General features: G+C 42.2%; 29 protein-coding genes. 10 read left to right on the top strand and 19 right to left on the bottom strand.

Annotation, left to right across the window (positions count from 1 at the left end; genetic code table 11):
- Positions 1-100: 100 nt before the first annotated feature.
- Genes V7O66_RS01715 through V7O66_RS01700 form a run of 4 tightly spaced genes read right to left on the bottom strand, consistent with a single transcriptional unit; the run spans position 101 to position 3523 of the window.
- Positions 101-1048 carry a hypothetical protein gene (locus tag V7O66_RS01715; RefSeq protein WP_406661265.1) on the bottom strand — a complete coding sequence of 316 codons (948 nt, stop codon included), beginning with the start codon at positions 1046-1048 and terminating at the stop codon, positions 101-103.
- Positions 1049-1093: 45 nt separating this feature from the next.
- Positions 1094-1825, bottom strand: coding sequence for a hypothetical protein (locus V7O66_RS01710; RefSeq protein ID WP_406661264.1), 732 nt, complete (start codon positions 1823-1825; stop codon positions 1094-1096).
- A 38-nt stretch (positions 1826-1863) separates the two neighbouring features.
- Positions 1864-2649, bottom strand: a complete 786-nt coding sequence (locus V7O66_RS01705; protein WP_406661263.1) for an archaellin/type IV pilin N-terminal domain-containing protein — start codon at positions 2647-2649, stop codon at positions 1864-1866.
- A gap of 58 nt (positions 2650-2707) precedes the next feature.
- The gene (locus tag V7O66_RS01700) at positions 2708-3523 is read right to left on the bottom strand and encodes an archaellin/type IV pilin N-terminal domain-containing protein (RefSeq protein WP_406661262.1); all 816 of its coding nucleotides are present in this window, start codon (positions 3521-3523) and stop codon (positions 2708-2710) included.
- A gap of 175 nt (positions 3524-3698) precedes the next feature.
- Between V7O66_RS01700 and V7O66_RS01695 the strand changes: the two genes are divergently transcribed.
- The 5 genes from V7O66_RS01695 to trpA all read left to right on the top strand — a co-directional run bounded on the left by V7O66_RS01695 (position 3699) and on the right by trpA (position 7925).
- Positions 3699-4490, top strand: coding sequence for a hypothetical protein (locus V7O66_RS01695; RefSeq protein WP_406661261.1), 792 nt, complete (start codon positions 3699-3701; stop codon positions 4488-4490).
- Entirely contained in the window at positions 4480-4842 is a 363-nt protein-coding gene (locus V7O66_RS01690; RefSeq protein WP_406661260.1) for a hypothetical protein, read from the top strand. The genes V7O66_RS01695 and V7O66_RS01690 overlap by 11 nt, the downstream gene beginning before the upstream one ends.
- A gap of 278 nt (positions 4843-5120) precedes the next feature.
- Entirely contained in the window at positions 5121-5915 is a 795-nt protein-coding gene (locus V7O66_RS01685; protein WP_406661259.1) for an indole-3-glycerol-phosphate synthase, read from the top strand.
- Positions 5916-5943: 28 nt separating this feature from the next.
- On the top strand, positions 5944-7146 hold the full coding sequence (gene trpB / locus V7O66_RS01680; RefSeq protein ID WP_406661258.1) for a tryptophan synthase subunit beta: 1203 nt from the start codon (positions 5944-5946) through the stop codon (positions 7144-7146).
- Positions 7143-7925 (top strand): tryptophan synthase subunit alpha, encoded by a 783-nt coding sequence (gene trpA, locus V7O66_RS01675; protein WP_406661257.1) that lies wholly within the window; start codon positions 7143-7145, stop codon positions 7923-7925. Before trpB ends, trpA begins: the two co-directional genes overlap by 4 nt.
- Before the next feature lie 34 nt (positions 7926-7959).
- Here trpA and ftsY read toward each other — a convergent pair whose 3' ends face one another.
- The 11 genes from ftsY to V7O66_RS01620 all read right to left on the bottom strand — a co-directional run bounded on the left by ftsY (position 7960) and on the right by V7O66_RS01620 (position 14303).
- Positions 7960-9051, bottom strand: coding sequence for a signal recognition particle-docking protein FtsY (ftsY, locus tag V7O66_RS01670; RefSeq protein ID WP_406661256.1), 1092 nt, complete (start codon positions 9049-9051; stop codon positions 7960-7962).
- Positions 9052-9091: 40 nt separating this feature from the next.
- Positions 9092-9541 carry a prefoldin subunit alpha gene (gene pfdA, locus V7O66_RS01665; RefSeq protein WP_406661255.1) on the bottom strand — a complete coding sequence of 150 codons (450 nt, stop codon included), beginning with the start codon at positions 9539-9541 and terminating at the stop codon, positions 9092-9094.
- 2 nt (positions 9542-9543) lie between these two features.
- Positions 9544-9720, bottom strand: coding sequence for a 50S ribosomal protein L18Ae (rpl18a, locus tag V7O66_RS01660; protein WP_406661254.1), 177 nt, complete (start codon positions 9718-9720; stop codon positions 9544-9546).
- A gap of 32 nt (positions 9721-9752) precedes the next feature.
- Positions 9753-10409 (bottom strand): translation initiation factor IF-6, encoded by a 657-nt coding sequence (locus V7O66_RS01655; protein WP_406661253.1) that lies wholly within the window; start codon positions 10407-10409, stop codon positions 9753-9755.
- 41 nt (positions 10410-10450) lie between these two features.
- Positions 10451-10717, bottom strand: a complete 267-nt coding sequence (locus V7O66_RS01650) for a 50S ribosomal protein L31e (RefSeq protein WP_406661252.1) — start codon at positions 10715-10717, stop codon at positions 10451-10453.
- A 13-nt stretch (positions 10718-10730) separates the two neighbouring features.
- Positions 10731-10886 carry a 50S ribosomal protein L39e gene (locus V7O66_RS01645; protein ID WP_406661251.1) on the bottom strand — a complete coding sequence of 52 codons (156 nt, stop codon included), beginning with the start codon at positions 10884-10886 and terminating at the stop codon, positions 10731-10733.
- Between the two features lie 121 nt (positions 10887-11007).
- Positions 11008-11607: an alpha hydrolase gene (locus V7O66_RS01640; RefSeq protein WP_406661250.1), complete on the bottom strand. Its 600-nt coding sequence runs from the start codon at positions 11605-11607 to the stop codon at positions 11008-11010.
- Between the two features lie 11 nt (positions 11608-11618).
- Positions 11619-11987: a DNA-binding protein gene (locus tag V7O66_RS01635; RefSeq protein ID WP_406661249.1), complete on the bottom strand. Its 369-nt coding sequence runs from the start codon at positions 11985-11987 to the stop codon at positions 11619-11621.
- A 61-nt stretch (positions 11988-12048) separates the two neighbouring features.
- Positions 12049-12498, bottom strand: a complete 450-nt coding sequence (locus V7O66_RS01630; protein ID WP_406661248.1) for a 30S ribosomal protein S19e — start codon at positions 12496-12498, stop codon at positions 12049-12051.
- A gap of 133 nt (positions 12499-12631) precedes the next feature.
- A complete protein-coding gene (locus V7O66_RS01625; RefSeq protein ID WP_406661247.1) occupies positions 12632-13903 on the bottom strand; it encodes an adenylosuccinate synthase in 1272 nt (423 codons plus the stop codon).
- Positions 13904-13946: 43 nt separating this feature from the next.
- A complete protein-coding gene (locus V7O66_RS01620) occupies positions 13947-14303 on the bottom strand; it encodes a hypothetical protein (RefSeq protein WP_406661246.1) in 357 nt (118 codons plus the stop codon).
- A 114-nt stretch (positions 14304-14417) separates the two neighbouring features.
- On the opposite strand from V7O66_RS01620, the gene V7O66_RS01615 reads away from it, so the two are divergent.
- The 4 genes from V7O66_RS01615 to V7O66_RS01600 are packed head-to-tail and all read left to right on the top strand — an operon-like array spanning position 14418 to position 18612.
- Positions 14418-15086: an acyltransferase gene (locus V7O66_RS01615; RefSeq protein ID WP_406661245.1), complete on the top strand. Its 669-nt coding sequence runs from the start codon at positions 14418-14420 to the stop codon at positions 15084-15086.
- A 55-nt stretch (positions 15087-15141) separates the two neighbouring features.
- Complete coding sequence (locus tag V7O66_RS01610) at positions 15142-16224, top strand: DegT/DnrJ/EryC1/StrS family aminotransferase (protein ID WP_406661244.1); 1083 nt, start codon at positions 15142-15144, stop codon at positions 16222-16224.
- Positions 16221-17162, top strand: a complete 942-nt coding sequence (locus V7O66_RS01605; protein WP_406661243.1) for a UDP-N-acetylglucosamine 3-dehydrogenase — start codon at positions 16221-16223, stop codon at positions 17160-17162. Before V7O66_RS01610 ends, V7O66_RS01605 begins: the two co-directional genes overlap by 4 nt.
- Positions 17163-17181: 19 nt before the next feature.
- The gene (locus V7O66_RS01600) at positions 17182-18612 is read left to right on the top strand and encodes a nucleotide sugar dehydrogenase (RefSeq protein WP_406661242.1); all 1431 of its coding nucleotides are present in this window, start codon (positions 17182-17184) and stop codon (positions 18610-18612) included.
- Positions 18613-18614: 2 nt separating this feature from the next.
- On the opposite strand, the gene V7O66_RS01595 is transcribed toward V7O66_RS01600, so the two are convergent.
- The 3 genes from V7O66_RS01595 to V7O66_RS01585 all read right to left on the bottom strand — a co-directional run bounded on the left by V7O66_RS01595 (position 18615) and on the right by V7O66_RS01585 (position 20447).
- Positions 18615-19190 (bottom strand): VanZ family protein, encoded by a 576-nt coding sequence (locus V7O66_RS01595; protein WP_406661241.1) that lies wholly within the window; start codon positions 19188-19190, stop codon positions 18615-18617.
- A gap of 98 nt (positions 19191-19288) precedes the next feature.
- On the bottom strand, positions 19289-20203 hold the full coding sequence (locus V7O66_RS01590; RefSeq protein ID WP_406661240.1) for an NAD-dependent epimerase/dehydratase family protein: 915 nt from the start codon (positions 20201-20203) through the stop codon (positions 19289-19291).
- Positions 20204-20282: 79 nt separating this feature from the next.
- Complete coding sequence (locus tag V7O66_RS01585; RefSeq protein ID WP_406661239.1) at positions 20283-20447, bottom strand: hypothetical protein; 165 nt, start codon at positions 20445-20447, stop codon at positions 20283-20285.
- A 287-nt stretch (positions 20448-20734) separates the two neighbouring features.
- Between V7O66_RS01585 and V7O66_RS01580 the strand changes: the two genes are divergently transcribed.
- Entirely contained in the window at positions 20735-21718 is a 984-nt protein-coding gene (locus V7O66_RS01580) for an MraY family glycosyltransferase (RefSeq protein ID WP_406661238.1), read from the top strand.
- Positions 21719-22071: 353 nt separating this feature from the next.
- On the opposite strand, the gene V7O66_RS01575 is transcribed toward V7O66_RS01580, so the two are convergent.
- Positions 22072-25872, bottom strand: coding sequence for a right-handed parallel beta-helix repeat-containing protein (locus V7O66_RS01575; protein WP_406661237.1), 3801 nt, complete (start codon positions 25870-25872; stop codon positions 22072-22074).
- Between the last annotated feature and the right edge of the window lie 63 nt (positions 25873-25935).

Below are 25935 nucleotides of genomic sequence, written 5' to 3'. Positions count from 1 at the left end.
TAGCATCCAGTGTTAAATGTATACATTCTATGGTCCGCCTTATTTGAAAGACTTTTGCCAAACAAAAGCTATTTTAGAATTCAAAAAATATGAAGTAAGTTCATTGAACCTGTACCCACACAGGGTCAAGAACGCCTATGTATTTTGTATATGCATATTCAAAAACCACTGTGGGTTCTTCTATTGCCACCCAGCCAGAGACTTTGGGTTTGATGATCCATGTTCTTTTTGCAGTTTCACCCGGTGCTATGGTTTCAAAGAATAAGTTTACAGTTTTGACATCAACTGTATTTCCAAATTTAGCTTTTACTGCAAAATTCCTGTATGGTTGCTGAGCAGAATTTTTCACCCACACATCAATAGCAGTCTTACTGCCCACTGTAGTCTGCTGCGGAGGCATTATTTTGACATACTGCATTATAACCTCTTTTTGCAGAGGAGTTGCATTTAATACATCAATAGTCCTGCTTTTCTCCTTCTTCTTTGCATTATCCTTTTTATCCAGATATACGCCAGAGCCCAGCATTGCAAAAGAAACTACCCCTATTAACAGCGCATTATCGGCAATCATATCGACAGGAGTTTTTTCCACCTCAACATCTACAATTTCAGCATCATCGATCTCAAGAGGATAATCAAAAGACACACGGGTGATGATCCAGCCAAGGTCAGTATCCTGAACCCTGAAATAAATAGGAACTACCTTAGCATCCTTCTCTTTACCCATCAAGTCCAGAATCGAAACGCTGCACTCGGCTTTTATAATCGCAACTGGCCCTGCTACTTCATTGGAAACTATAGTTATCCCTTTAACGCCACCCTGCTCTATACCTTTATTCCCAAATATCATCGTGATACTTGCAGGAACCAGGAAATCTTTACCACGATACATATCGAAAGCAACACCATTCTCACCTTCATTGACAGCATTCAGGAAAGATATAACCGAAGTTTCAGCTGCTTCTTCCGGAGATTTACTGGCACATCCACTAATAGAGACAAGAATAACAAGAGTCAATAAAAGAATGACATAATACCTATATTTCATGTATGCACCTGGTGATGATATAACGATTATAGATAGACAACAATACTATTTAATTTTATTCATTTTAAATATATATAATCCCAGTGATGCTAACAATATTTCGACCAGTATCAAAAGAGGCAGAAAAAAGGCTTTCTTATAAAATGGCTCTCGATACATCTCTATAAATACAGCATACTCAAAAGTAGGCTTTTCACCAACCATAAATGAACGCACGCCACTGGCACCTTCAAGCACCATTCTGCCATTCTCAGATATAAGTGAAGAATTATCAAGACCATCAAACGATATCGGACTCATACCTTCAGGAAGTATTATCTGCATATGATCGATCAATGGATGGCCAAGTATCAACACATCATGCTCACCGGAAGACAAGGACTGGTCAAATTCATAAATAACAACTGTCCTGACAAACAATTCATCTTCATCCACATCACCTTGTGCGTTCTGAAATGATATATCCACAGATTCAAGCCACGTGGATGAGGCATTACCATCAATTTCAAGGTAACCTAAGAACTGATCAGACCTGTTAGCAATGAAATTAGACTCAAATATTTCCAATTCATTTCCATCAACCAGACCACTTCCATCAATATCCAGGTCCATTCGTAATGATTCAGCATCGAGAACTGTATACTTTTCACTTATAGTAAGATTCACCGAGTGTTCCAGAATGTCAACCGAACTTGTAAAAGAAACATCTGCCAGAGCAGTTGGAGTCATCCACGATACTAGAAAAAACATTATTAATAAAATAATTTTTGTGCTCATATTATCCCCTCAAAAAAGGTGATGGTCAGATGACCATCTTATGGATAGAGAGATATAATTTCTTTGGTACCATACGAAGATGGAGTTACAAAGTCTGCAATTGTTGTTGCACCTGCCTCAGGAGTCAATACCATGCCCACAGTGCTTCTTGGCCCCACATCAAGATAAGAATCCTTTTGTGAGCCGCTTGTGGTGATATCACCAATGGAAGTATATGCCAGATCACCATCTGAAACCGTTGAAATATATATAGTTACAAGATCCCCGGTATTCATTATAGGATTGCCCTGTGAAACTGAAATATCATCATCACGTATCTTTTGAACTGTGAAAAAATACCTCGCATTCACGCCAGGACTTGATTGATTACTGGTCAATAGCTTTTCAAGGTTTGTTGAAGCATCAGCAGAATCCGAAAAATCTGCCATTGAAGAACCATGGGTCTTAGCATTATTAGCATAGAGAAGGCTATTGGTATTAGAACCATCAGTTATACTTATAACAAGCTGGTTAAGATCCACAGGAGAGCTTCCAACATTCAGGCCAACTTTCACCTTCATTAAAGATATGTCAGATGCCATGATTGTGCTACTGTTTTTAGCACGGACCCCTTCAATACTTTTTATTATCAGGTTTGAAGAGACCTCACGGGTTGCCTGATTACCGGTAGACTGCGCCTGTTGCTGAAGCACCCCAGAAGTCTGGATCAACACAGATGCTGCAACGGCAGCGATCAAGACCATAGCAATGAAGATGATAAGAGTACCAATACCTACCTGAGCCTTTGAATCCCCCGACAACATCAATCTTTTGTTTGTTTTCATAGGAATCAACTCTGAAAAAATGAAAAATAAGTGTAGAGAAATCTACACTTCGGCAGTTTTATGGATGCAGTGCTACTGTTTCCTTAACACCGTATGAGGAAGGTGTTACGAATTCTGCAATTGTTGATGCACCTGCCTCTGGTGTGAGGACAATGCTTACTGGAGTCCTTGTACCAAGGGTCAAACCGGATGCCTTGAGGCCTGAAGAGGTATCAGAAGCACCAACGATTTGATAATCAGCTGTTACTGCTGCAGCAGATGTTGTTGCAATGTATAAAGTAATGAGGTCTCCGGAATTCATTACAGGGTTGCTCTGAGAGAATGAGGAATCTTCATCACGAACCTTCTGAACTGTATAATACCTCTTAGAGTTATCGTATACAGTTGAGTCAATTGTTGAATTTGCGGTCAACAATTTCACAAGGTTTGCAGCTGCATCGGTGCTACTAAATGAGGACATATTACCATTTGAATTACCTGCAGTTGCATAGGATTTCGTATTGCCTGCATAAATAAGTGTATTTGTAGTGGTACCATCTGTGATAGAAGCAACTACCTGATTTACATCTACTGGTGAGCTACCAACATTGAGAGACACCTGGAGTTTCAAAAGATCTACGGTGTTTGACATTGAAGTTCCACTGGTTTTTGCACGTACACCCTCGACGCTCTTGATCATGAGGTTGGATGAGACTTCCTGGGTTGCCTGCTTACCTGTTGACTGCGCTTTCTGCTGCAGTACACCAGATGTCTGAATGAGTACTGCTGCAGCAACGGCTGCTACGAGTACCATTGCGATAAAGATGATAAGAGTACCGATACCCACCTGGGCTCGAGTATCTTTCTTCATGAATAATTTACTGTTTGCTTTCATATACAATCCTCCTATAAATACATAAATATGTATTTGATAATTATATTATCAATTTTAATATATATAATGATTGGTTGGAAATATCAAACATTAAACATCAAACACATATCTTTTTGTATAATAAGGCGATTAATATAAATTAGGCTGGTTTTAATTAATACCCAGAGGTTACCCCATGACTAATACAGGCTTACTACTAAATGCAACGATCTGTTTTGCAATTGCCATCTCTTCATTCTCATTTGCATGGGTACTTGCCAAAAGCGAAGAAGAGCATGGAATAAAAAGCAAGCCTGCACTGTGGTCACTTGTCATATTGTGGTTGATGGTAGGCCTTACATATTCCCCCACTACAATAAGGATGATTGCAGCATACTTTGGCAATCCGGAACTTGATCTGCTGATGTACAACCTTGCAGCAATACCTTTTTCATTTGTCTCGGTACCACTGGTATTTTTCATAATCTATATAATAACAGGAGAGAAGAGAATAAGTGCTTACATATCACTGCTATTTGTGATGTTTGGAGCAGCATTCCTGACATTGATATATTCCAGTGGCGTAATAGGACCTGATATTACAGCATATTCATCCCTGTTCACAATTAACAGTAACATCGCAATTAGCATCTACATGGCAGGACTTTTTGTAATCCCCACTGCAATGATAATAGGATTGCTCTTTTTGATATTCCTCCAACGTATGCCAAAGAGACTCAGATACAGAACTGCACTGCCACTGGTGGCAATATCATTTGTTTTTGATTTCATGCTCACTGACATGATAACATTGGTTGATGTGATGCAACTTGCAGCAAGGATCTTCGTACTAATAGGTACTGTACAGGCATTCCTTGCATATTTCCCACCAATGACCTTGCAGGAAAAGCTCGGCATAAAAACATACCAGTACGAACTTTATGATGATGACATAGATGAAGAAGAGGAGCACATCAATGTCAGATGATATCGATGTAGAGCTCGAACATAAAGTTGCGAACTTCTACCAATCACTGGGCATCCACCAGGGACCTGGCGACATACAGTATCGGCTTATACTCAGAGTCCTTGGTAAAAACGAAGGAACTATCACAGAATTCTCAGAGATTCGTGAATACACCGATCAGTTTGCAGATAAGGGCAGTATTGGGAGCAAAATGAAAACCGTATTCCAGCTGGAAGGACTGGCTGAGAAGGTCAAACGCGGCGGATACATCATTACAGATAAAGGTATTACAGCAGTCAATTTCCTCAAAGACACCACTACATTCTACAAGAAGGCTAAGAGAATAGAGCAGATCATAGAGAGAATGCCTTAATTACATTCCAACATATAATGTGCGACTCATTTCTTTATACTTTGATTTACTTAAACTAACTGCTTTTAGAGAAAGTAAATTCTTTGAAATACATAAGACATCGATCCATGGGAAGAACATGGCAGATAGACCCCAGGTATAAGATCGCTGTTCTTTTTAAATTCCAGAAAGGGATTACACATAAAGTAAATGTTTTTGACAAGGAATATAGCCAATACGTTTAAGTATAATTAATGCTATGTACTTTTTTGTACATTAAAGGACAATAGTGGTTATTTATGCATTCTGTTATCAAAGATATAGTCAAGGCAACCGAGAAGAGAGTAGAAAATATCCAATGCAAGGAAGGTAAGGCAATAGACAGCGACCTGATAAAGCGAGATATTATAGCAGCTATCAAAGAAAAACAGAGCAAAGGAAAAGTACCAGTCATATCTGAAGTAAAACCTGCCTCCCCAAGGGGAAAACTGATGGATATAAGTCCTGTTGATGCAGCAAATATTGCCAGGAAAATGGAAGATGCTGGCGCTGTTGCTATATCTGTGTTAACAGAACCTGATTTTTTCAATGGTTCCACCCATAATCTGGCAGAGGTCAGAAAAAATGTGGAGATCCCAGTCCTACGCAAGGATTTCATAATAAATAAGATCCAGATGAGGGAAATTGAAAGTGACCTCATATTACTCATCGTTAGTATTCTTGGAAAATCAACCGCAGATATGGTCAGACAGGCAATTGAAAATGGATTTGAGCCACTTGTTGAAGTTCATAATGAAGAAGAGCTTTATATTGCACTTGATACTAATGCCAAAATGATAGGTATAAACAATCGGGATCTGAGTACACTGGATGTGAACCTTGATATGACAGTCAAACTTGCACCTATAATAAGGGAATTTGACAAAAATAATGGTGCAGAGCATATAATCATCAGTGAGAGCGGAATACACGATGTAACCGACGTCAAAAGGGTAATTGATGCAGGTGCAGATGGAATACTTGTTGGCACATCTATAATAAAAAGTAATGACATTTATAAAAAAACGAAGGAACTCGTTGAAGCACTTAACTAACTTATCCGGATCGTAAAAGAGTGATAGAATGAAAGGAACGATGTATGGCAAATATGGCGGGCAATTCGTACCCGAGGTTTTGATGCCAGCGCTTGCGGAACTCGAAGAAGCATATGCAAAATATAAGGTTGATCCGGTTTTTCTTAAGGAACTGGATTATTACATGAAGGAATTCGCAGGCAGAGAAACACCCCTTTATCTGGCGAAGAATCTCAGCAAAAAGTACGGAATTAAGATCTACCTGAAGAGAGAGGATCTAGTCCACGGTGGTGCACATAAGCTCAATAATACCCTGGGACAGGCATTGCTGGCAAAATACATGGGGAAGAAACGTCTTATTGCCGAAACCGGAGCTGGACAGCATGGAACTGCCACTGCAATGGTGGGTGCGAATCTTAGTTTTGAGACCGAGGTCTATATGGGTGCAAAGGATGTGCAGCGCCAGCACATGAATGTTTACCGCATGGAACTTATGGGAACAAAGGTAAATGCGGTGGAATCCGGATCAAAGACACTTAAGGATGCTATTAACGAAGCATTACGTGACTGGGTAACTAACGTGGAAAACACCCACTATCTTATAGGTTCTGTCGTAGGCCCACACCCATACCCCATGATCGTCAGAGACTTCCAGAGCGTCATAGGACAGGAAGTCAAACAGCAGATCATGGAAAAAGAAGGACGATTGCCTGATTCCATTGTAGCCTGCACAGGCGGAGGCAGCAATGCCATGGGAATATTCCACCCATTCATTGAAGACAAGGACGTCCGGCTATTCCCCGTAGAAGCAGGAGGATGTGGCTTGAAAACTACAGAAAAGGAAGCCCTCCACTCAGCATCACTCTGTGTGGGTGAAGATGGCGTCCTTCAGGGAGCACACACCAAAGTGTTGCAGAATGAATATGGACAGATCCTTGAATCAAGCTCCATTTCTGCCGGACTGGACTATTCCGGTGTCGGACCTGAACTGGCACACCTTGCAGACATTGGCAGGATCGAACCCAGATACGTTACCGATGAAGATGCATTGAAAGCATTCTACGAACTTAGCAGGGAAGAAGGAATAATACCTGCACTTGAATCATCCCATGCTCTGGCACATGTCATGAATATGGCAGAAAGCGGAGAGCTTGGAGAACTTGTGGTCATAAACCTCTCAGGAAGAGGAGACAAGGATCTGGAAACGGTTTTCAAGTTGAAAGAACAGGGAGACAAGGAGGTCTGCCAATGAGAATTCATGGAAAATTCAGGGAACTGGAAGGAAAGAATGAAAAAGCACTCATAGCATACGTATGTGCAGGAGATCCTTCATTTAAGGAAACGAAAGAGATAGTAAGTGCACTCATAAAAGGAGGCGCTGACATTGTAGAGCTTGGATTACCGTTTTCAGACCCTGTTGCAGACGGACCCACAATACAGGAAGCTGCACATAGAGCACTTGATGCAGGGATGAATCCTGACAGGTATTTCGAACTGGCAGCTTCCATTGATGCGGATGTACCCCTGGTATGCATGACATACTATAACCTCATCTACAAGCGCGGTATTGAAAAATTCGCAAAGGATTGTGCAGATTCAGGCATTACAGGCATCATCGTGCCAGACCTGCCAGCGGAGGAATCAGGTGAGCTGCATGCAGCATGTAAAGGAAATGGAGTAGATCTCATATTTCTGGTGACACCGATAACCGATGATGAAAGAATGAAGATGATCCTTGGAAAGACATCAGGTTTTGTTTACATTGTCTCAAGACTTGGAGTTACCGGAGCAAGAGCAGATGTTGCAAGTTCCACAGGAGATATACTCTCACGCATCCATACTGATGTACCCAAGGCAGTAGGATTTGGGATATCAGGTAAGGAGCAGGCTGCTGAAGTAATAGCAGAAGGTGCTGACGCGGTGATAGTTGGCTCTGCGTTCGTAAATATAATTGCATCAGGAGAGAACGTCACTGAAAGAATTGAAACACTGGCAAGAGAGCTTAAGGAAGCTTGCCAGATCAAAGATTAAAAAGGAATGAAACTGCAATGGGAGTGGGGACTCATCATGCAGCAAATAACTGATCTACGAACCACTGAGGATCGAACTTTTGCAGGTCATCATAACCCTGCCCCATCCCAAGGAACAATATGGGACTTCCGGTGATATAGGCAATTGATATTGCTGCACCACCCTTCGAATCAGCATCTGTTTTTGTCAGGATAGAACCGTTGATAGGAACCGCTTCATTGAACTGGGCAGCCCTTTCCACAGCATCATTACCTGCTACTGCCTCATCGACGAATATCAAAAGGTCAGGCGGACTTACGCGGCAAACCTTCTTGAGTTGCTCCATGAGATTTATATTAGTATGCATACGACCTGCAGTATCAGAAAGGACAACATCAACGTTATGAGCCTTTGCATGCTGTACCGCATCATAGATAACCGCAGCAGGATCTGCATGTTCCTGATGCTTTATGACCTTCACACCCACATTATCAGCATGTATTGCAAGCTGATCAATGGCCCCTGCCCTGAATGTGTCACCAGCAGCCAGAACAACAGAATAACCCTGGTCTTTCAGGCGCTTGGAGAGCTTTGCAATTGAGGTGGTTTTACCAGTACCGTTTATACCTACGAAAACGATATGAACGGGTTTTTTGGCATCACGGATGTAATCATCCATATCGAATACATTGGCACTCATTACATCATAGATGGCTTTTTTGAGTGCTTCTTCTACAATATTACCGGTGTTCTTACCAATTCTGCGACGTGTGCCTACAAGCTCCTTTTTAACGGCTTCGGCTATCGCTTCAGATACAGAGAGTGCAATATCACTCTCGAGAAGGGCCATTTCAAGCTCCCAGAGAGGCTCATCAAGATCAGATTCCTCCAGAATGAATTCCCTTTCAAGTACCAAAGCCTTTGCCTTTTGTACAAAGCCAGCTTTTTTGGGCTCTTTCTTTTCAGGAACTTCTGTGGATATTGAAGAAGAGGAAATATCAGCGCTTGTAGATTCAACTGCAGGCTCAACAACTTCGGCAGTAGTATCAGGAGATTCTTCAGGCGTTATCTCTACAGCCTTTTCATCTATTTTGTTCCCAATTTTCTCTTTGAAGCTGCTTAGTTTGGATTTAAGTTTATTGAACACTGGATTCAACCCGCAAAAATAAATAGAAGTTAAAAAAGAATTACTGGGAAACCGGTGGAATACCAGGTTGTCCCTGAGGTTGTTGCAGACTGGACAGATATGATTCTATTGACTGCATCTGCTGCCCGATCTGTGCAAGAGCATTACTCATGTTCTCAAATGCTTTTTCGAGCTTTGCTTTGCGATTTTCAAGTATTTCTTTTGCATCGTTAAGAGGACGCTCGACGCTAACGCCAGCCCCGATATTAACGACTATGTTATCGATCCGAGACACATTTGCATATACAAATGAACCGGAGCCTACCGGGACCATAATTTCAGCACCTTCTTCTATGCCAGTGAGTTCTTCAACAGTGGCAAGAGCTTTGGCACAGTCTTGCGCAGACGTCTGAACCATACTCATCTGCTGCTGAACAGATTCAGCACGCTTCTGGAGTTCACCGTGCTGCATTGCAAGTGTCCTTGGGTCCTGTTCATTTGTATTTACCATGATTATGCCTCGTTTATGCTGTCGATCTTAATGTAGTTTCTTTTAAGACTGTGTTTGCTTCCAAAGAGAGAATAAACCTTATCGAGTGCATTCTTCTCATTTTGGCTTTCAACGGTCTTTGTAAAATTTTCCCATGAAACTCCGGCTTTGAATGTGCCTTTGACCTGGAATGTCTTCATATAAAATCACCTGTTAAATCCTTATTAAGTATCTACTGTATGAAATCTAATGCATCTTCAATTCTTGCAAGTTCATGACCTGTGGTCTGCGAGCCTGCAACATAACCCTTCGAGTTTGCAATGACACCAGAACCCACCATTTGAGTACCAAAGTTACTGGTACCTATGGCGATAGGAAGTCCGAAGATCTTCTCAAGAACTTCTATTTCAGCATCGCTGACACGTGGATGCACAAGTAAACCTTTATTGGTTACAACACCCGCCATTCCAACGGTCTTTATGCCGCCGATAGTACCCCTGTGAACTTCGACCTTCAGAGCATTTTCAATTGTTTCGACAGCCCTATCACTTAGCTCAGGGTGCACCAATGCCGCAGAATCATTTGCAAGTACAACGTTACCCACTGCATTCAACTTGCCCGGTAAGTTGTAAGCCGGAATGTCAAGGTCATCAAAACCCGCTGTAATGGCAGTTCTGGGGACCAGTAAGCCACTGGAATTACCCCTGCACATGGAACCAACCACAGTGCTACCATTGATCAGTTTTTGGAACACCGGGACCTTAAGCATATCCTCAAGAGATCTGCAAACATTAGCGCCAGTACCCTGAGGGACCAGTGCAACCTCTTCAGTACAGGTTGCAAAAGCCCCTATTATAGGACTATCGTGAATTTTTAGAGTTCTTATCATTATATATCTCAGTTATGAAGAGAAGATGCATTATATTTCTATTATGCAAGCTCGACCTGGACTTCCCCGTCCTCGAACTTGGCTGCCCTTACACGAATGGAACTTGGTGGTTTCTCTGAACCGCGCTCCCATACCTTCTCGTTGACAGTCTTATCTATCTTGACCTGCTCAGGAGCAACCTTCATGTGCTTTATGAGATATGCCCTGATGACCTTTACAGCTTTATGGGACCTCTTCCACCTTGGTGCTATTTTTGCTGCACGAAGGGGAATTGTGTATACCTGTTCTTTTACTACATCATCTGCCACTATCATCACCTACTTACTTCACATCAAGACTGCTTCTTCTCCAGTGTCTTCTCTTGGGGTGGCTTGCGACCTTGCGGTTGGTCTTGATAATTGCCCAGGTAGGAACCCTGTGGTTCTGCCTGTGTGCTTTTGCCAGCCTCATTTTCTGTCCTTTAGTATTGTGACTCACTTGTCTCACCTATGATATGATCTGTAATTGTATAATATGAAATGTCAATCAAACTCTGAACTTATAACATAATTATGTTATAAATCTTTAATCATGGACCATTTCATTGATTTTCTTGATATTACGTCTTCTTTCGTTCAATAACGCGTGACTGGACATGTGACGGGAATAATTCCCCCACCATATCCGGGCCATTTCTTTGCCTGATAAGCTCCCGAAGTTCAGTTTCATAATCCGACTTGATTATCCCTTCACTTGGACCTTCTTCGATTACCAGATGTTCCTTCACCATCTCATTGACAGCAGCACGACCGAATCCCTTCAGTGGACATATATAGTGCACACCATACCTGTCCTCAATGCTCCTTGCCTGTGAGTGCTCGATCACAGGAACACGATCATCACGCCGAACACCATCTGCAATGAAGGCAGCCTTCTTTTCAGATGCGATATATTCGACCGCTGATCGGTGTATGTGATTTATAGCATTCCGGGGAAAGCCGTCTTTGACGATCATCTCGTAAGATTCTTCGAGAATGGACCTATCAAGACAGACAACCCGACTTGCAAGTCCCAGCTTTTCTGCAGTTTCCCGTGCAATATCCCCAACAGGAAGCAGCGAGAATGTGCATGTTACAAGTTCAACATCAAAGAACGGCTCCAGCATAATTGCTGCCAGAGAGCTGTCCTTTCCTCCGCTGAACAGAACTGAGACCTGCATGGAGTGTCAACTCACATGCGTTTGATGGTAGGCTCACGCTTCTTGGGCTGCATCTGAGTTAGAAGATGTTTGAGTTGCTCATCATCTATCTTGGACTGCAACCTGCCACTCTGGGCAAGCGAGATCAGCTGATACTCGAGCTGCTCCACCATCTCTTTGCGAGACAATCTCAGCGTAGTCAGACGTTCACGTGCTTCAGGAGTCAGAATCTGACGAAGTAAGGCCTGTTTCTTTGCCTCCATCTCAGCCTGTGCCTGTTCCTGCTGCATAGCTGCCTGCATGTCGGCACCAGCCATCTGCTGCTGACCGCCCTGCTGTTGCTGTTGCTGCTGGAGCTGTTCAAGTCTCTTTCTTCTTATAGATTCAAGATCATCTGCCATGGAATCCGCCTCTGCTTAAAGATGTAAACAGTGTGCCCTTGTTATTGAACGATTTGAATGATCAGTATTTTGCAAGGCCGGGAATGGTTTCCACGAGCTCCTGTTTGACCTGATATGCCATGTTGTCAAGCAATGACTGTCCCTGAGAGGACACAACACGTCCACTCTTAAGGGTGCGTACAAAGCCTGCTTCTTCAAGCTGCTGGAGTGCTACTCTTGCAATAGAGCCGCTTCCCTTTGCCTTCTTGTAAGGATTTACTCCTCTATCCTTCTTTCCACCATAGATGGAGCGCATGCGCTCTACACCGACAGGACCCTGTGTGTAAACGGTCCTGAGGACTGCTGCACAACGAGTATACCACCAGTCACTTTCTACTGGAGGGAGATCCTTGTGTACACCGGTCTTTACATGTGCTGCCCACTCTGGTGGGTTGATCTTATCATTCGCCTTAAGATTTTCTGCAACCTTTCCGATCAGGTTAGCTGCAGGTACATCATATGCAGTTGTCATATTATTCTCCTTACAATTGTGATATAATCAATCATGGACTCACTGATTAATATCTAATAAGTTCTAGCTGGAGTTAGAATGGTTAAACTATCGTGTAGTATATACGTGTTTCGGCAGAAGCGCAGCCGACAACTCATTTTCTGAAGGTCTGCTCTCTTGCAGGACCAACTGAGATATAATCCACTGGAACGCCCATCTTATCTTCAAGATATAGTACGTAATCTTTTGCAGCCTGTGGAAGGTCATCGAAACTTTTCACAGCAGTGAGATCATTTTCCCATCCAGGAAGGTCCTCATAAACTGGTTTGCATGCTGCAAGGTCTGCCGCATCCTCAGGAGGATAATCAAGTACCTCGCCACCAAGTTCATAGGAAACACATACTTTGATCGGATCAAGGTTTGACAATACATCCAGCTTTGTCAGGGCTATAGACGTATAGCCATTAAGATAAATTGCCTTTTTTAGAAGTGGAAGGTCGAACCAGCCGCAACGTCTGGACCTGCCTGTTGTAGTCCCTACTTCCCCACCGACAGTCTGGATCTGCTTGCCTGCATCATCGAAGAGTTCCGTAGGCATGGGACCCTCACCAACACGGGTGATATAGGCTTTTACTATGCCCAAAACACTATCTACCTTTGTAGGACCCACACCTATGTTGGCACATGCAGAGCCTGCTATGGTACAGGAGGATGTTACGAATTTCTGTGTACCGTGAATAACATCGAGATGAGTTCCCTGTGCACCTTCTGCGAGTACGCTCTTCCCATCGTCCAATGCCTTGTTAACCTCATAGGAAACATCTGTGATATAAGGTGCCAGACGCTCTCCAAGCTTTACATACTTATCAATGAGTTGCTCATCCATTACAATACCAGGATTGCCATCAAGTTCCCTGATAGCTGCTTCCTTGGATGGTGCAAGTTCTGAAAGTCTTTGCAAAAGCTTGTCCTTACTTGTAAGATCCGCCATACGGATCTCATCCCTGGCAACCTTGTCAATATAAGCAAATCCAATACCCCTTCCGGTTGTTCCTATTTTCTCAGTCCTTTTGGCCTCACGCATGACATCCAGTTCTATATGATATGGCATGATGATACTGGTCTTGGCATCTACCCCCATCTTTTCAGGAGAAAGTTCGATACCACCTTCTGCCAGCATATCCATTTCCTCTGCCAGAACTTCAGGGTCTACCACAGTACCAGGACCTATCAGTACCCTTGAATCAAGGAGAAAACCTGAAGGAATAAGATGGAGCTTGTAAACATCCTCACCGACCTTTACAGTATGACCTGCATTGTTTCCGCCCTGGAAACGGACAACCAGATCATAATCCCCGGACATGAGGTCTACTATCTTTCCTTTTCCTTCATCGCCAAACTGTGAACCTGTAATAATAGTGAACATGGCAGCAGGATTATCCTGTACGCATAATAAGGTTTTGATTGCCCTAGAGATCCTCATCAAAGACCATTACACGCGTGTTTTCATCAAATGAAGAAAAGCCTGCAACAGCACATCTTAGAGAGTGTGTAATACCCATATCAAGCAATGTGTCAAGCAGCCTCTCCGCAAGACTTATGGTTACATTGAACTCGGACTGCAGCATATAGATGGCATCAGAACGCCTGATGAAAAAATAACAGGAACGCGATCTTTTGTCAGACATACATGAATCGTAACTACTACATTTAGAGACCCGGGAACTGTTCTTGAAATGGATGGCAAGTCCCTGCCATGAGTAGACGTTATGCATACCTTTGATGCCATAAAGATTGGCTTTTGTACGGTCTTTGGGTTTTAGCATAATTAAATATTATATAGATGATTTTTATAATTAGTTTTTGCCAGTATTCTGATATTTTATGAATTACGCTTATATGAATAAAGAAATATTATACAAGAGTGAAAGGGTGGGAATATGATCATAAACAAAAATTATACCCATAGTTCTGCAAGAGTCTATGGCCGTACGCAGATCGGAGATAACTCCACTATCATGGAAAATGTCACACTGGGGTATCCACAGCATAATATACTTCTGGAAATTATAGCTGAGAACAAGGAAATAGATGATTACGATTTTTCAGGCTGCACTATTGGAGAGGGGTCGTTCATAAGAGCCGGAACTACCATTTTCAGTAATGTGAAAACTGGAAGTGGGTTCAAGACCGGACACAATGCCATGATACGTGAAAATACCTTGATCGGAGACAACGTACTTGTGGGAACCAATGTGATAATAGACGGGAACGTAACAATAGGCAACAATGTCAGCATACAGGGAAATGTCTATATCCCCACCCATGTGACCATTGAGGACAATGTCTTCATCGGACCCTGCGCAGTGCTCGCAAACGACAAGTACCCAATAAGAGGGGAATACAAGCCAGAGGGACCAGTACTTCGAAAAGGTGTGTCCATCGGTGCCAACGCAACAATAGTCCCGGGTGTGGAAATTGGAGAAGGTGCCATGGTAGCTGCAGGAGCCCTGGTAACGAAGAACGTACCTGCATGGAAACTGGCCATTGGATTTCCTGCAAAGATAATTGAGCTGCCTGAAAAGCTGGAAGCCATAAACAATATATAAATAATACCTAGCCAGTATTTGATTAATATATAAATAAACATATTTTAGTGATACAATGATACCTGTTGCAAAACCACAAATTGACGAAGCCGAGATCCAGGCAGTCACAGAAGTTCTACGCTCCGGCATGATAGCCCAGGGCCAACGTGTGGCTGACTTTGAGGCGGCTTTTGCAGAATACACCGGAACTGAACATGCAATTGCCGTAAACTCAGGAACTGCTGCCCTGCATGCAGCTCTGCTGGCACATGGCATTGGCAAGGGTGATGAGGTCATCACAAGTTCTTTCAGTTTCATAGCAACTGCAAACTCCATATTATACACCGGTGCAAGACCGGTATTTTCAGATATCGAGCATGAGACATATAATCTTGATCCGGACCAGATAGCTGAGAAGATCACAGGTAAAACTAAGGCTATCATGCCGGTTCACCTATACGGCCATCCTGCGGACATGAAGGCAATTAGAGAAATTGCCGAGGATCACAAACTTACACTTATAGAAGATGCATGTCAGGCACACGGTGCAAAATACAATGGGAAAAAAGTGGGATCCTTTGGCACAGGAGCATTCAGCTTCTACCCCACCAAGAATATGACCACCAGTGAAGGCGGGATCATAACAACCAATAATGCGGAAGTGGCAGAAAAAGCCCGCATGATCCGCGCCCATGGCTCTAGCCAGCGATACCTGCATGAGATGCTGGGATTCAACCTGCGCATGACAGATATATGTGCTGCCATCGGACTTGTCCAACTTGGCAAACTTGATGATTACACTGCGAAGAGGCAGTACAATGCTAAGAGACTTACCGAGGGGTTACAGGATATCGAAGGCATAAGCTGCCCCACGATAAAGGAAGGATGCGAACATGTGTTTCACCAGTACACCATCTGCAGCAGTGAAAGGGACAAACTCGCAGAATACCTCAATCAGAATGGCGTAGGCACAGGCATCCACTATCCAATAACCATACACAGGCAGCCCCTGTACCAGGAACTGGGTTATACGGACACATTATCGGAGTCAGAGAAGGCCAGCAGGGAAGTGCTTTCACTGCCAGTGCATCCGCAGCTGACAGAGAGCGAGATAGATACTATTATTGATAATATCAGACAGTGGAGTGAAGATAAGTGATCAGAGTAGGAGTCATAGGCGCCGGAGCCATGGGGAAGAACCACATACGCATCTACAGTGAGATGCCAGGTGTAGAGCTTGCAGGTATTTCGGACATAGACAAAGATCTTGTGGAAGGACTCGCACAGGAATATAATGCAAAGGCATTTACCGATTACAACGAGCTTCTGAAAATGGATCTGGATGCCATAAGCATCGTTGTTCCCACGAAGATGCACAGAAAGGTTGCCATCGAATGTATAGAGGCAGGTGCCAACGTGCTTGTGGAAAAGCCCATTGCAGACAGCGTTGAGAATGCGCAGGCGATTATAGATGCTGCAGAGGAGAATGGAAAACTTGTGATGGTGGGACATATCGAGAGATTCAACCCTGCGGTCATAAAGCTCAAGGAGATAATAGAATCCGGCCTGCTTGGAAAGATAGTGTCCATATCCACGACAAGGGTTGGACCATACAACCCCAGGATAAGGGACGTAGGTGTGATCCTGGACATAGGTGTTCACGATATAGATATAATATCATGCCTCTACGGCAAAGAGGTAAATCAGGTCTACGCTGTTGCAGGAGCTGATATACATTCCTTCGAGGACCATGCCACCATACACATGCGCTTTGACCATGAATTCTCAGGACTCGTAGAGGTTAACTGGCTTACCCCACACAAAGTAAGGAAGCTTACTGCTCTTGGTGTGGAAGGTGTTGCATATCTGGATTACATTGACCAGACCGTGGAACTGCATGACAGCGGCTGGGTAAGAAAAGCCAAGATAGAACAGAAAGAACCATTGAGAAACGAACTTGAGTATTTTGTGGATTGTGTGAAAGAGGGAAGAAAGCCAAAACCCTCCGGAGAAGACGGAATGCATGCACTAAAAGTAAGCCTTGCAGCAATCCAGTCCTACGAGGAAGAAAAACTCACCCAGATACAACAGGATTAATTTTACAAATGTGATCATTATGACTGAAAAACTTACAAATATAATCAAGGAAAAAGGCCCGATCAAAAAGATAGGAGTCATAGGCATGGGATATGTTGGTATCCCTGCAGCCGCATTATTTGCAGATTCCGAAGAATTCGATCTTGTACTGGGATTCCAGAGGGATTCCCCATCCTCAGGATATAAGATAGAGATGATCAACCGGGGAGAAAGCCCGCTTAAAGGCGAGGAGCCAGGGCTTGAGGAGCTACTTAAAAGAGTGGTGGATGCAGGGAAGTTCCAGTGCACACCTGATTTTTCAAGAATCGCAGAGCTGGATGCAGTAACCCTCGCCATCCAGACACCCTTTGCTGACCCAAAGGCACTTGAACCTGATTTTGGAGCATTGAAGGAAGGTATCCGCAATGTGGGAAGATACCTACAACCTGGTATGCTTGTAGTCCTTGAATCAACCATTACACCCGGAACCACCGAAACCATGGCGAAGGAGATACTGGAAGAGGAATCCGGCCTGATAGCAGGCGAGGACTTTGCTCTTTCACATGCACCTGAAAGGGTAATGGTAGGCAGGCTACTGCGCAACATCCAGGAACACGACCGTATAGTCGGCGGTATAGACGAGGCAAGTACCGACAGAGCAGTGGAACTTTACAGCCCGGTATTGACAAAGGGTAAGATCATACCAATGAGCGCCACAGCAGCCGAGGTCACCAAGACCACCGAGAACACACTCAGGGATCTGCAGATCGCTGCCATGAACCAGCTTGCCCTCTATTGTGAAGCCATGGGTATCAATGTCTACGATGTAAGGACCGGTGTTGACAGTCTTAAAGGAGAAGGTATCACAAGGGCTGTGCTCTGGCCAGGAGCCGGCGTTGGAGGACATTGCCTGACAAAGGACACATACCATCTGGAGCGTGGTGTTACAATGGGTTCAGATGTACTTGATTACCCGGAAGATGCAGAATCCATTTATGTGCTTGCAAGAAGAGTTAATGACTTCATGCCCGTACACATGTTCAATCTCACAGTTGCAGCATTGAAGAGACTGAATAAGGACATCAAAGGTGCAAAGGTAGCAATGCTTGGCTGGGCATTTATCAATGACTCAGATGATGCACGCAACCCCCCATCCGAACCTTACAGGGATATCGCGATCGAAGCTGGTGCAGAGATACTTGTACACGACCCGCATGTGCTTGAATATCCAGGTGTGGAGATCCACAAGAATATAGAAGATGTAGTCAGCGGAGCCGATGTGGTCCTGATCTTCACCGGACACAAGGAATACTTCAGCCTGACACCAGATGCAATACAGTCACTGACAGGCAAGCAGAACACAGTGATAGTGGACGGCAGGAATGTAATCGATCCTGATACATTCATTGATGCAGGTTTTGTCTACAAGGGCATCGGACGCGGTGACAAGAACAACCATTCCCTGAATTGAATTTAGAATAAATAATGAGATGCCGCCTTATCAAGGCGCTTCTTTTCTTTTCTTTTCTTTTCTTTTCTGTTTTGCAGGCTCTTCAATACAAACAGAATGAACACTAACTGCGCAATGGTAACGCCAATACCGTCTGCCAGCAGGTCATGTACGCTTGCAGTCCTCCCGGGCACATAGGACTGATGAATTTCATCGGTTATTCCATATATGACACCCAGGACCACTGCGAAAACTGCCGCATATTTCCTGAGAAAAGTATTTCCAGAGTTTCCGAATGTCAGGTGGAGAAGTAAACCAAGGCCGAAATACAGGAACATGTGTGCGATCTTGTCCCTGTGATAGTAGGAATATTCAACAAGATCAACTGCAAAATAGAGTCCTGAGCTTTCGAGGAAATCTTTTATCGTGTGAAGAAGAGGCATCTCGAGCATACTTGCAGGTATGGATATGTCCGAGCGTGAGGACAGATAGAAGATCATAGCTGCATATAGTAAAGTCAATAAAAGGAAGATCCGGGATTTATTGTTCCTGTAATCATAGTTCACAATGAAATGAACCAGCTTGAGCAGTTTCTGCATAAAATATAATAACCCCAGTGCAATTTGTGTAACAATCCTATTTTTTAAGAGTATTTTCATAAAACCCTTATAATAAAATGAGCACTGGTATAAAATAATTACGTAGAATCAATTGATTCCACGATTTCCTGAAGACCTCTTTTAAGCTCTACCTTTGGACTGTAACCAATATTTTTTGCCTTTGAGATATCAGAATAGCTGTCTTTTATATCCCCGGGCATCCAGTCCCTGAACTCTATTTCCAGATCGGAGTCGAATATATCCAGAACTATCTGTGCAAGTTCTTTAACACTGGTTATCTGGCCGGTGCCCACGTTGAATACTTCGCCGTTGGAAACCTCATCTTCTATGAGCAGGGCGATCATATCAACTATGTCATGCACTGAAACGAAATCCCTGGTCTGCGAGCCATCGCCGAAGATGATAGGAGCCTGGCCTTCTTTTACACGACCTATGAACTTGGAGATCACACCCGAATACGGATTTGAAGGGTCCTGTCTTGGGCTGTATATATTGAAGGGACGGATGCACACCGTTGGCAATCCGTATGCCTTATGGTACATGGTACAGTATTTTTCACCACAGAGCTTGCTTGCACCATAGGGAGACATAGGATTCTGGGGATGCAGCTCATCAATTGCAAGATACTCCGGGTTGCCATATACCGCAGCGGAGCTCATGTAAATGAACTTTCCGATATTTCCCTTGCGGGCACCTTCCAGAAGGTTGAGCGTGCCAAAGACATTGTTGTCGGCATCGAAGAGTGGCTCATCCATAGACCTCACGACGCTTATCTGCGCAGCAGTATGAATTATCACGTCATGTGAAGCTGCCAGATCCTGTGCCACAGGAGACCTGATATCATCCTTTACAAGTTCCACACCATAAGGGAAGTCTGAGCGTGTACTGGATGACAAATTATCAAGTATGGTTACCTGGTAGTTTTTATGCAGCCGATCTACGAGATAACTGCCGACCTGGCCCATTCCGCCTGTGATAAGGATTTTGTTCATGCTAATAGAATAGGGAATGAATTATAAAGTTTTTATTGTTAATCTAGAATAAACGGGAAAAATATGGAAAGAAAAAAGGTCATGCCAGGTTTACTGATGCAAAACCCGATGATTCTTTTACCATTACCATTTCTGAATCTGATTTCATGCAATTAAGGGTGCAGTACATCTCATCACGAAGGTAATCCTCGTAGACATGAATCGAACTGCCACAATTTGCACACTTTGTCTCCACTAATTTCATATGTACCACCTTTATAATTTAAATATGCAAACTTGCGCCTTGCAAAGTAACCACATTCAAGAGCATAGTTGCATCTGTTGAATAGGACAATAACCCACATATCTTATTCAGATTAAAGATTTGGCACACTACTATATAAAGATATGTGCAATGCCAAATCTCATCCTCATAATGACCATGGAATTAAGAAATATCAAAAAAAGTATGCCAAGATGCATAACACTATATACAAATAATGTCTAATTTGTGAAAAATACATAGGGTCGGAATAACATCAGGGTGGCTAAATGATTTTAGATATCGAATCTCCTTCAACAATTTATGGCATGGTACTGGTCAGTAATTTTCTACTACCGTTCATTGTGGCATACATATCAATACCATATTTCATCAACAAACTGGCTGAAAAAGGAATACTCGCAAGGGATTATTACAAACATGTACACACCATGGTCCCGGACAGGGGCGGAATCGCCATCCTGCTAATAGCAATGGTGTGTTTCTCACTGAATACTCTCTTCTTCAAGTACTCCACAACCAATTACGTAGTGCTCATCGTCATTGCGCTCTTTGGTCTTTTTGGCATACTGGATGATATGATAGATATCGGCAGAGTGACAAAACTTCTCTTGATGTACTACTGCTCATACCCCCTGATCCAGTACGCAACCCACACCGCCTTTATTCTCCCTGCAGTGGGCAATATAGAGCTGGGAATTCTCTACCTGCAGTTCATAGTACCCACTTACGTGCTTGTTGCATCTAACCTTGTGAACATGCATTCCGGATATAACGGCCTTGCCTCGGGACTTTCAACCATCATCCTGATATCACTCATCATAAAATCAGCTCTTTTGGGTGACGTCGAGAACATATTTGCTGTTGTAAGCGTTACCGGAGCCACACTGGCATACCTCCTCTACGACAAATACCCTTCAAGGATCTTCTGGGGCAATATCGGCTCCCTGACAATAGGGGCTGCCATAGGCACCATCATAGTAATTCAGGGATTCATCATCAGTGGGTTCATAATGTTCATCCCGCATACGATCAATTTCCTCATGTACGCCTACTGGAGGGCAATGAAATTCCCTGTGGCAAAGTTCGGAAAGGACAGAGGCGATGGCATATTGGAAGTACCAAACCCGCTTACACTGAAATGGGTATTGCCTTACTACCGTAATGTTACGGAGAAGCAGGCTACATGGGCAATGTATGCACTTACAGGGATCTTCTGTGTGCTGGGAATATTGATGCCTGGAAGGATTTAAGGTTCGACCTTTTATACCTTAAAAATACATCCTTTTTCTTTTTTCCTGCAACTTACAGTAGACTGGTCAATTAACAGAAGTATATTGTAGCCACCTAGCCTATGGGACTTGCCTTGTACCCAGGTATTTTATTATTGGCTACACAATTATTGTAGCCACAATAATGTTGTTAGAGAACTAAAAAACATACTGTTTACACACAGCCATAGGAATCTAGTGAGAAGTTTCTATAATCATTTTTATTTTAGAAAAGATATGATCTGAATTCAAAAAGAGTAGTTTCAAATGATGTAGAAACATTAAAAAATAGAATTATGACCCCTCAATGGAGGAGTCACACCATCCAAAGTCTTTCAAGCTACGATTTCACCGAAGTGACTTGCAAGTAACGATAGATCTAAGACGTTCACAATCCCATCCTGATTAACATCCCATCTTGGAAGATTTGATGTGTATGTGGAACCGTAGTTCTGAGCTATCATAGTAAGGTCAAGGACATTCACTAAACCATCCTCATTGACATCCCACCTAGGGTGCAGGTCGGTGATGGTTATGGTGTGTGTTGAACTTACATCGCCCATACCATCACTTACAACTGCTGTGATGGTGTATGTACCTGCAGAGAAGTAATCAGTACTCCAAATGTAATCTGCGGAATTGCTGACGATATTCCCGTTTACTTTAATGGTGTAGCTTAAACTCTGCCCATCTGCATCACTTGCAGCCACACTTACACCTATAGTTGAGCCTTCTTCGAACTCAGCACCGTTAGAAGGTTCAAAGAGTGTGATAACAGGCACATTGTTCAGTTCGTTCACGGCTATCATTACACTGACAGTATCACTGAGATATCCGTCTGTGACTTCAAACCGGGCATTATATGTACCGGCATTACCAACCGCTGGTGTCCAGGTAAATACTCCGGTGTTTGCATTGAATGAGGCACCTGATGGCAGTGATGTAGCTGAATATGTAAGGTCATCACCATCTACATCCGTTGCGCTCACAACGAAAGTTAGAGTGGACCCCTCATCCCCTGATTTTGCAGGTATGGAATTGAACTGCGGTGCTGTGTCCACAAGAACTGTTGCCTTGGTTACATTAAATGGTACAGCATTTGAGTTTGTACTACTGATGATCACATTTGATAAATCAAATTCAGCAATTCCTGTGCTGCTGCCAGCATTCATGCTTATGGTTGCCATTGTTCCTGACGAGGTGACACTAGATGTACCCAGGATTAAACTGTAAACTGATGCCACCCTTCCTGCATTGTTGTCTATAATTCCGCCGTTGAAAAGTGTATCTGCATTATTTTGGGTAAAGAGGTTGCCTTCAGTTACGCTGTCCACAGTTACCATTTGGCCATTAAATAGAAGGTCTAACTGTGCTCCTGCTATGGACACTGATGGATCAATCAAAAAGTCGATCATGAATGGTTGATTTGGTGTGACTACCTGATTCGTTGGACTGATAGTAATTATTGTCGAATCTGCATTTATGTTTTTAACTATTGATGCATCTTTCCAACTGTCGGGTATAGCGTTGGTAGCACCTGTTAGGCTACACAGGTCAAAGTATTGCCTTCCATCAGTTGCATCATCCCAGTCATTTATTCCAATATTCAAACCAATAACTTCACCCGAAGGCATTCCACCAATATCACCCCATGGGATTGCAACTTCTATTATGTAACCTGTGTCGATATCAATGTCTGAATTTTTGCTTCCCATTATGTTTATGCTCTTTAATATATTACTGGCGTAAGTGTAGTTTTTTCCACTTCCTGTGCCGACATCATCTACAACTGCATCATTCAGGTTTATTATGAAGTGATAGTCATCCGTCTGGAGGGCTGTGCCACCGTTGTTCAATGTATCAATGTATATCTCTACACTGTCATCAAGATGCAGAGCATCACTTTCACTCATACCTGTTGCCTGTAGGTTTGTATCCGCCACATCCAAAGCAAAGTAAAGATAATTTTCGTCAGACATTACTTTTATCAGTGCCGTATTGTCCTCTTCTGGACTCCTGCCACTGACCCCATTTATGCTAATTCCTGCTACGTTCTGCCACTCGTTGAGGTCACCATCTATCAAAGCTGCACCATATATACTGGTTACATTAGATGTAGTACCACTGCTTATCGGTGATTCCATTTCAGTTGAATCTAAAACGAGATCAGCGTTTAAAATATCTGTTTCCCCAACGTTCAGGAATATTGTATTCGAATAATAGCCCTCATTTGCAGCACTTACTACAACCTGGATATTAGCAGGTACTGTAAAAGTATAATATCCGCTGGAATCTGTGGTGACAATCTCAGGTGTGACATCATTGAAGACGGATGCTCCAGATATAATAGAACCCGCAGAAGACCTCACATACCCGGAAACTGTGGCATAGGATAAATCTTCTTGTGGATAGATTAAACCAAGAGTATTATCAGAAAGGACATTGTTATATATACTATTAGTTGTACTTGTACTATCTTTATATATGCCATAACCATTGTTTTGTGAAATAAAATTATTATTGATTATGTTGTTTAAAGCAGATTCTAATTTTATTCCATTTTTGTTGTTATTTTCGATAATATTATTACTTATAGTGTTATCAGATGCGAAATCTATTCCCGATGAGTGAGAACGCCCGCATATTTTAATTCCCTCTTCCCCATTTTCAGAGATATAATTATTGTTCAAAACATTCCCATCTGAAGAGTAATAAAGTCGAATTCCATCAGATCTTCCATTACTTATCGTGTTTGATTCTATTATATTGTAGTGTGCGACTCGGACTTCTAGACCTGGCGCAGGAGCTCCCCCTAACTTACTTGTGTTAGTAATTGTGTTATTAGAGATATGGTTCCAACTACTTCCAGAATATATTTCCATTCCATACCCATCTGCATAATCTACAATGTTATTGTAGATTTCATTGTATTTATTGCCTGCTTGGAGGTAAATACCGGATGCTCCCGAATTAGATACATAATTATCTGAAATGGTGTTGTTGTCACTACTGAAAACCAGCTCAATACCAGGCCCACCAACATCATATACATAGTTATTTTGTATAGTGTTGAAATCATTTTCATGCTTAAATATTATTCCATCACTAATGGTATTATAAATTACATTATTTGATATGATATTATTATGTGAATTATCTAACATCAAAATGCCATACTTCATGGAATATATTGTATTGTCTACAATGTAATTGTCATTTGAATTGTAAAATGCTAAACCTGTATCTATTATAAGATGGTCAGGATGTAATTCACCTTGACCATTAACTCCTATGTTTGCTGTATAATACGGATATTTTGTTGTATAATATGGCCAGAATACTGATACTGACCCCCAACTCCACCCCAAATGATGTAATTTACTATTTGTAATGGTTGCATGGGCATCATTGCCAAATGCTGCTACAATATATGAGCGAGGTGTTGTTAACTGATTCCAATGATCAGTAACTACTTCTGCAGGTGCGTTTTTGTTAGTGTCCCAACTACTGATTTCCACTGAATCTATATTCAATGTACCGTTATTCCATATATGGTAAATTTCCCCTTCTGTAACGGTATAGTTTAGTAGATAGGAATCAGGGATGGTATAACTTGGAACTGGACAACTAAAATCATTTAGAGTAAATTCAATGGTACTGTTGATTTTAAGCCAATATAAATCATTATCATTTATAGTCAAAACTGCATCTTTTTCTATAATTAGATTTGAATTAAGTAAATATTCTCCAGTTTTTGGCATAGAAATTACATTTGGATCATTTATTGTGGCATATATGGCCGGAATATTGGTATTTTCATCAGAAACGTATATAGTATTTGCAGATTCATCATAAATTATTGCAGCATCTACCGGAGATACATGCATTACTATTAATAACAGGGGCAATACATATATAATAAATTGAGATATAGGATGTTTGGAACTTTTCATGGAAATAGCCTCAAATTTTATAGACAGATTCTTTAATTTGTTTTTGGAATTCAATAGACCAAAAAGATATGAACCTGTATTTAAATTGCATGAACATGCCGTTACTAAGGAATTTGTATTATTTAATTTTGTTGACATATATATAAACCATGAAATATTTTCAGACTCTTTTTCAAATGCCATTCATTTTTATTTAAATGAAAATGATTTGTATCGATTTCAAAAATGAAATAATTGAATCTAATT

It is taken from the genome of Methanolobus sp. ZRKC3 (assembly GCF_045291275.1).
Lineage (GTDB): Archaea > Halobacteriota > Methanosarcinia > Methanosarcinales > Methanosarcinaceae > Methanolobus.
The sequence above is the reverse complement of the archived record's forward strand: the minus strand, read 5'-3'. Positions and strand labels throughout refer to the sequence as shown.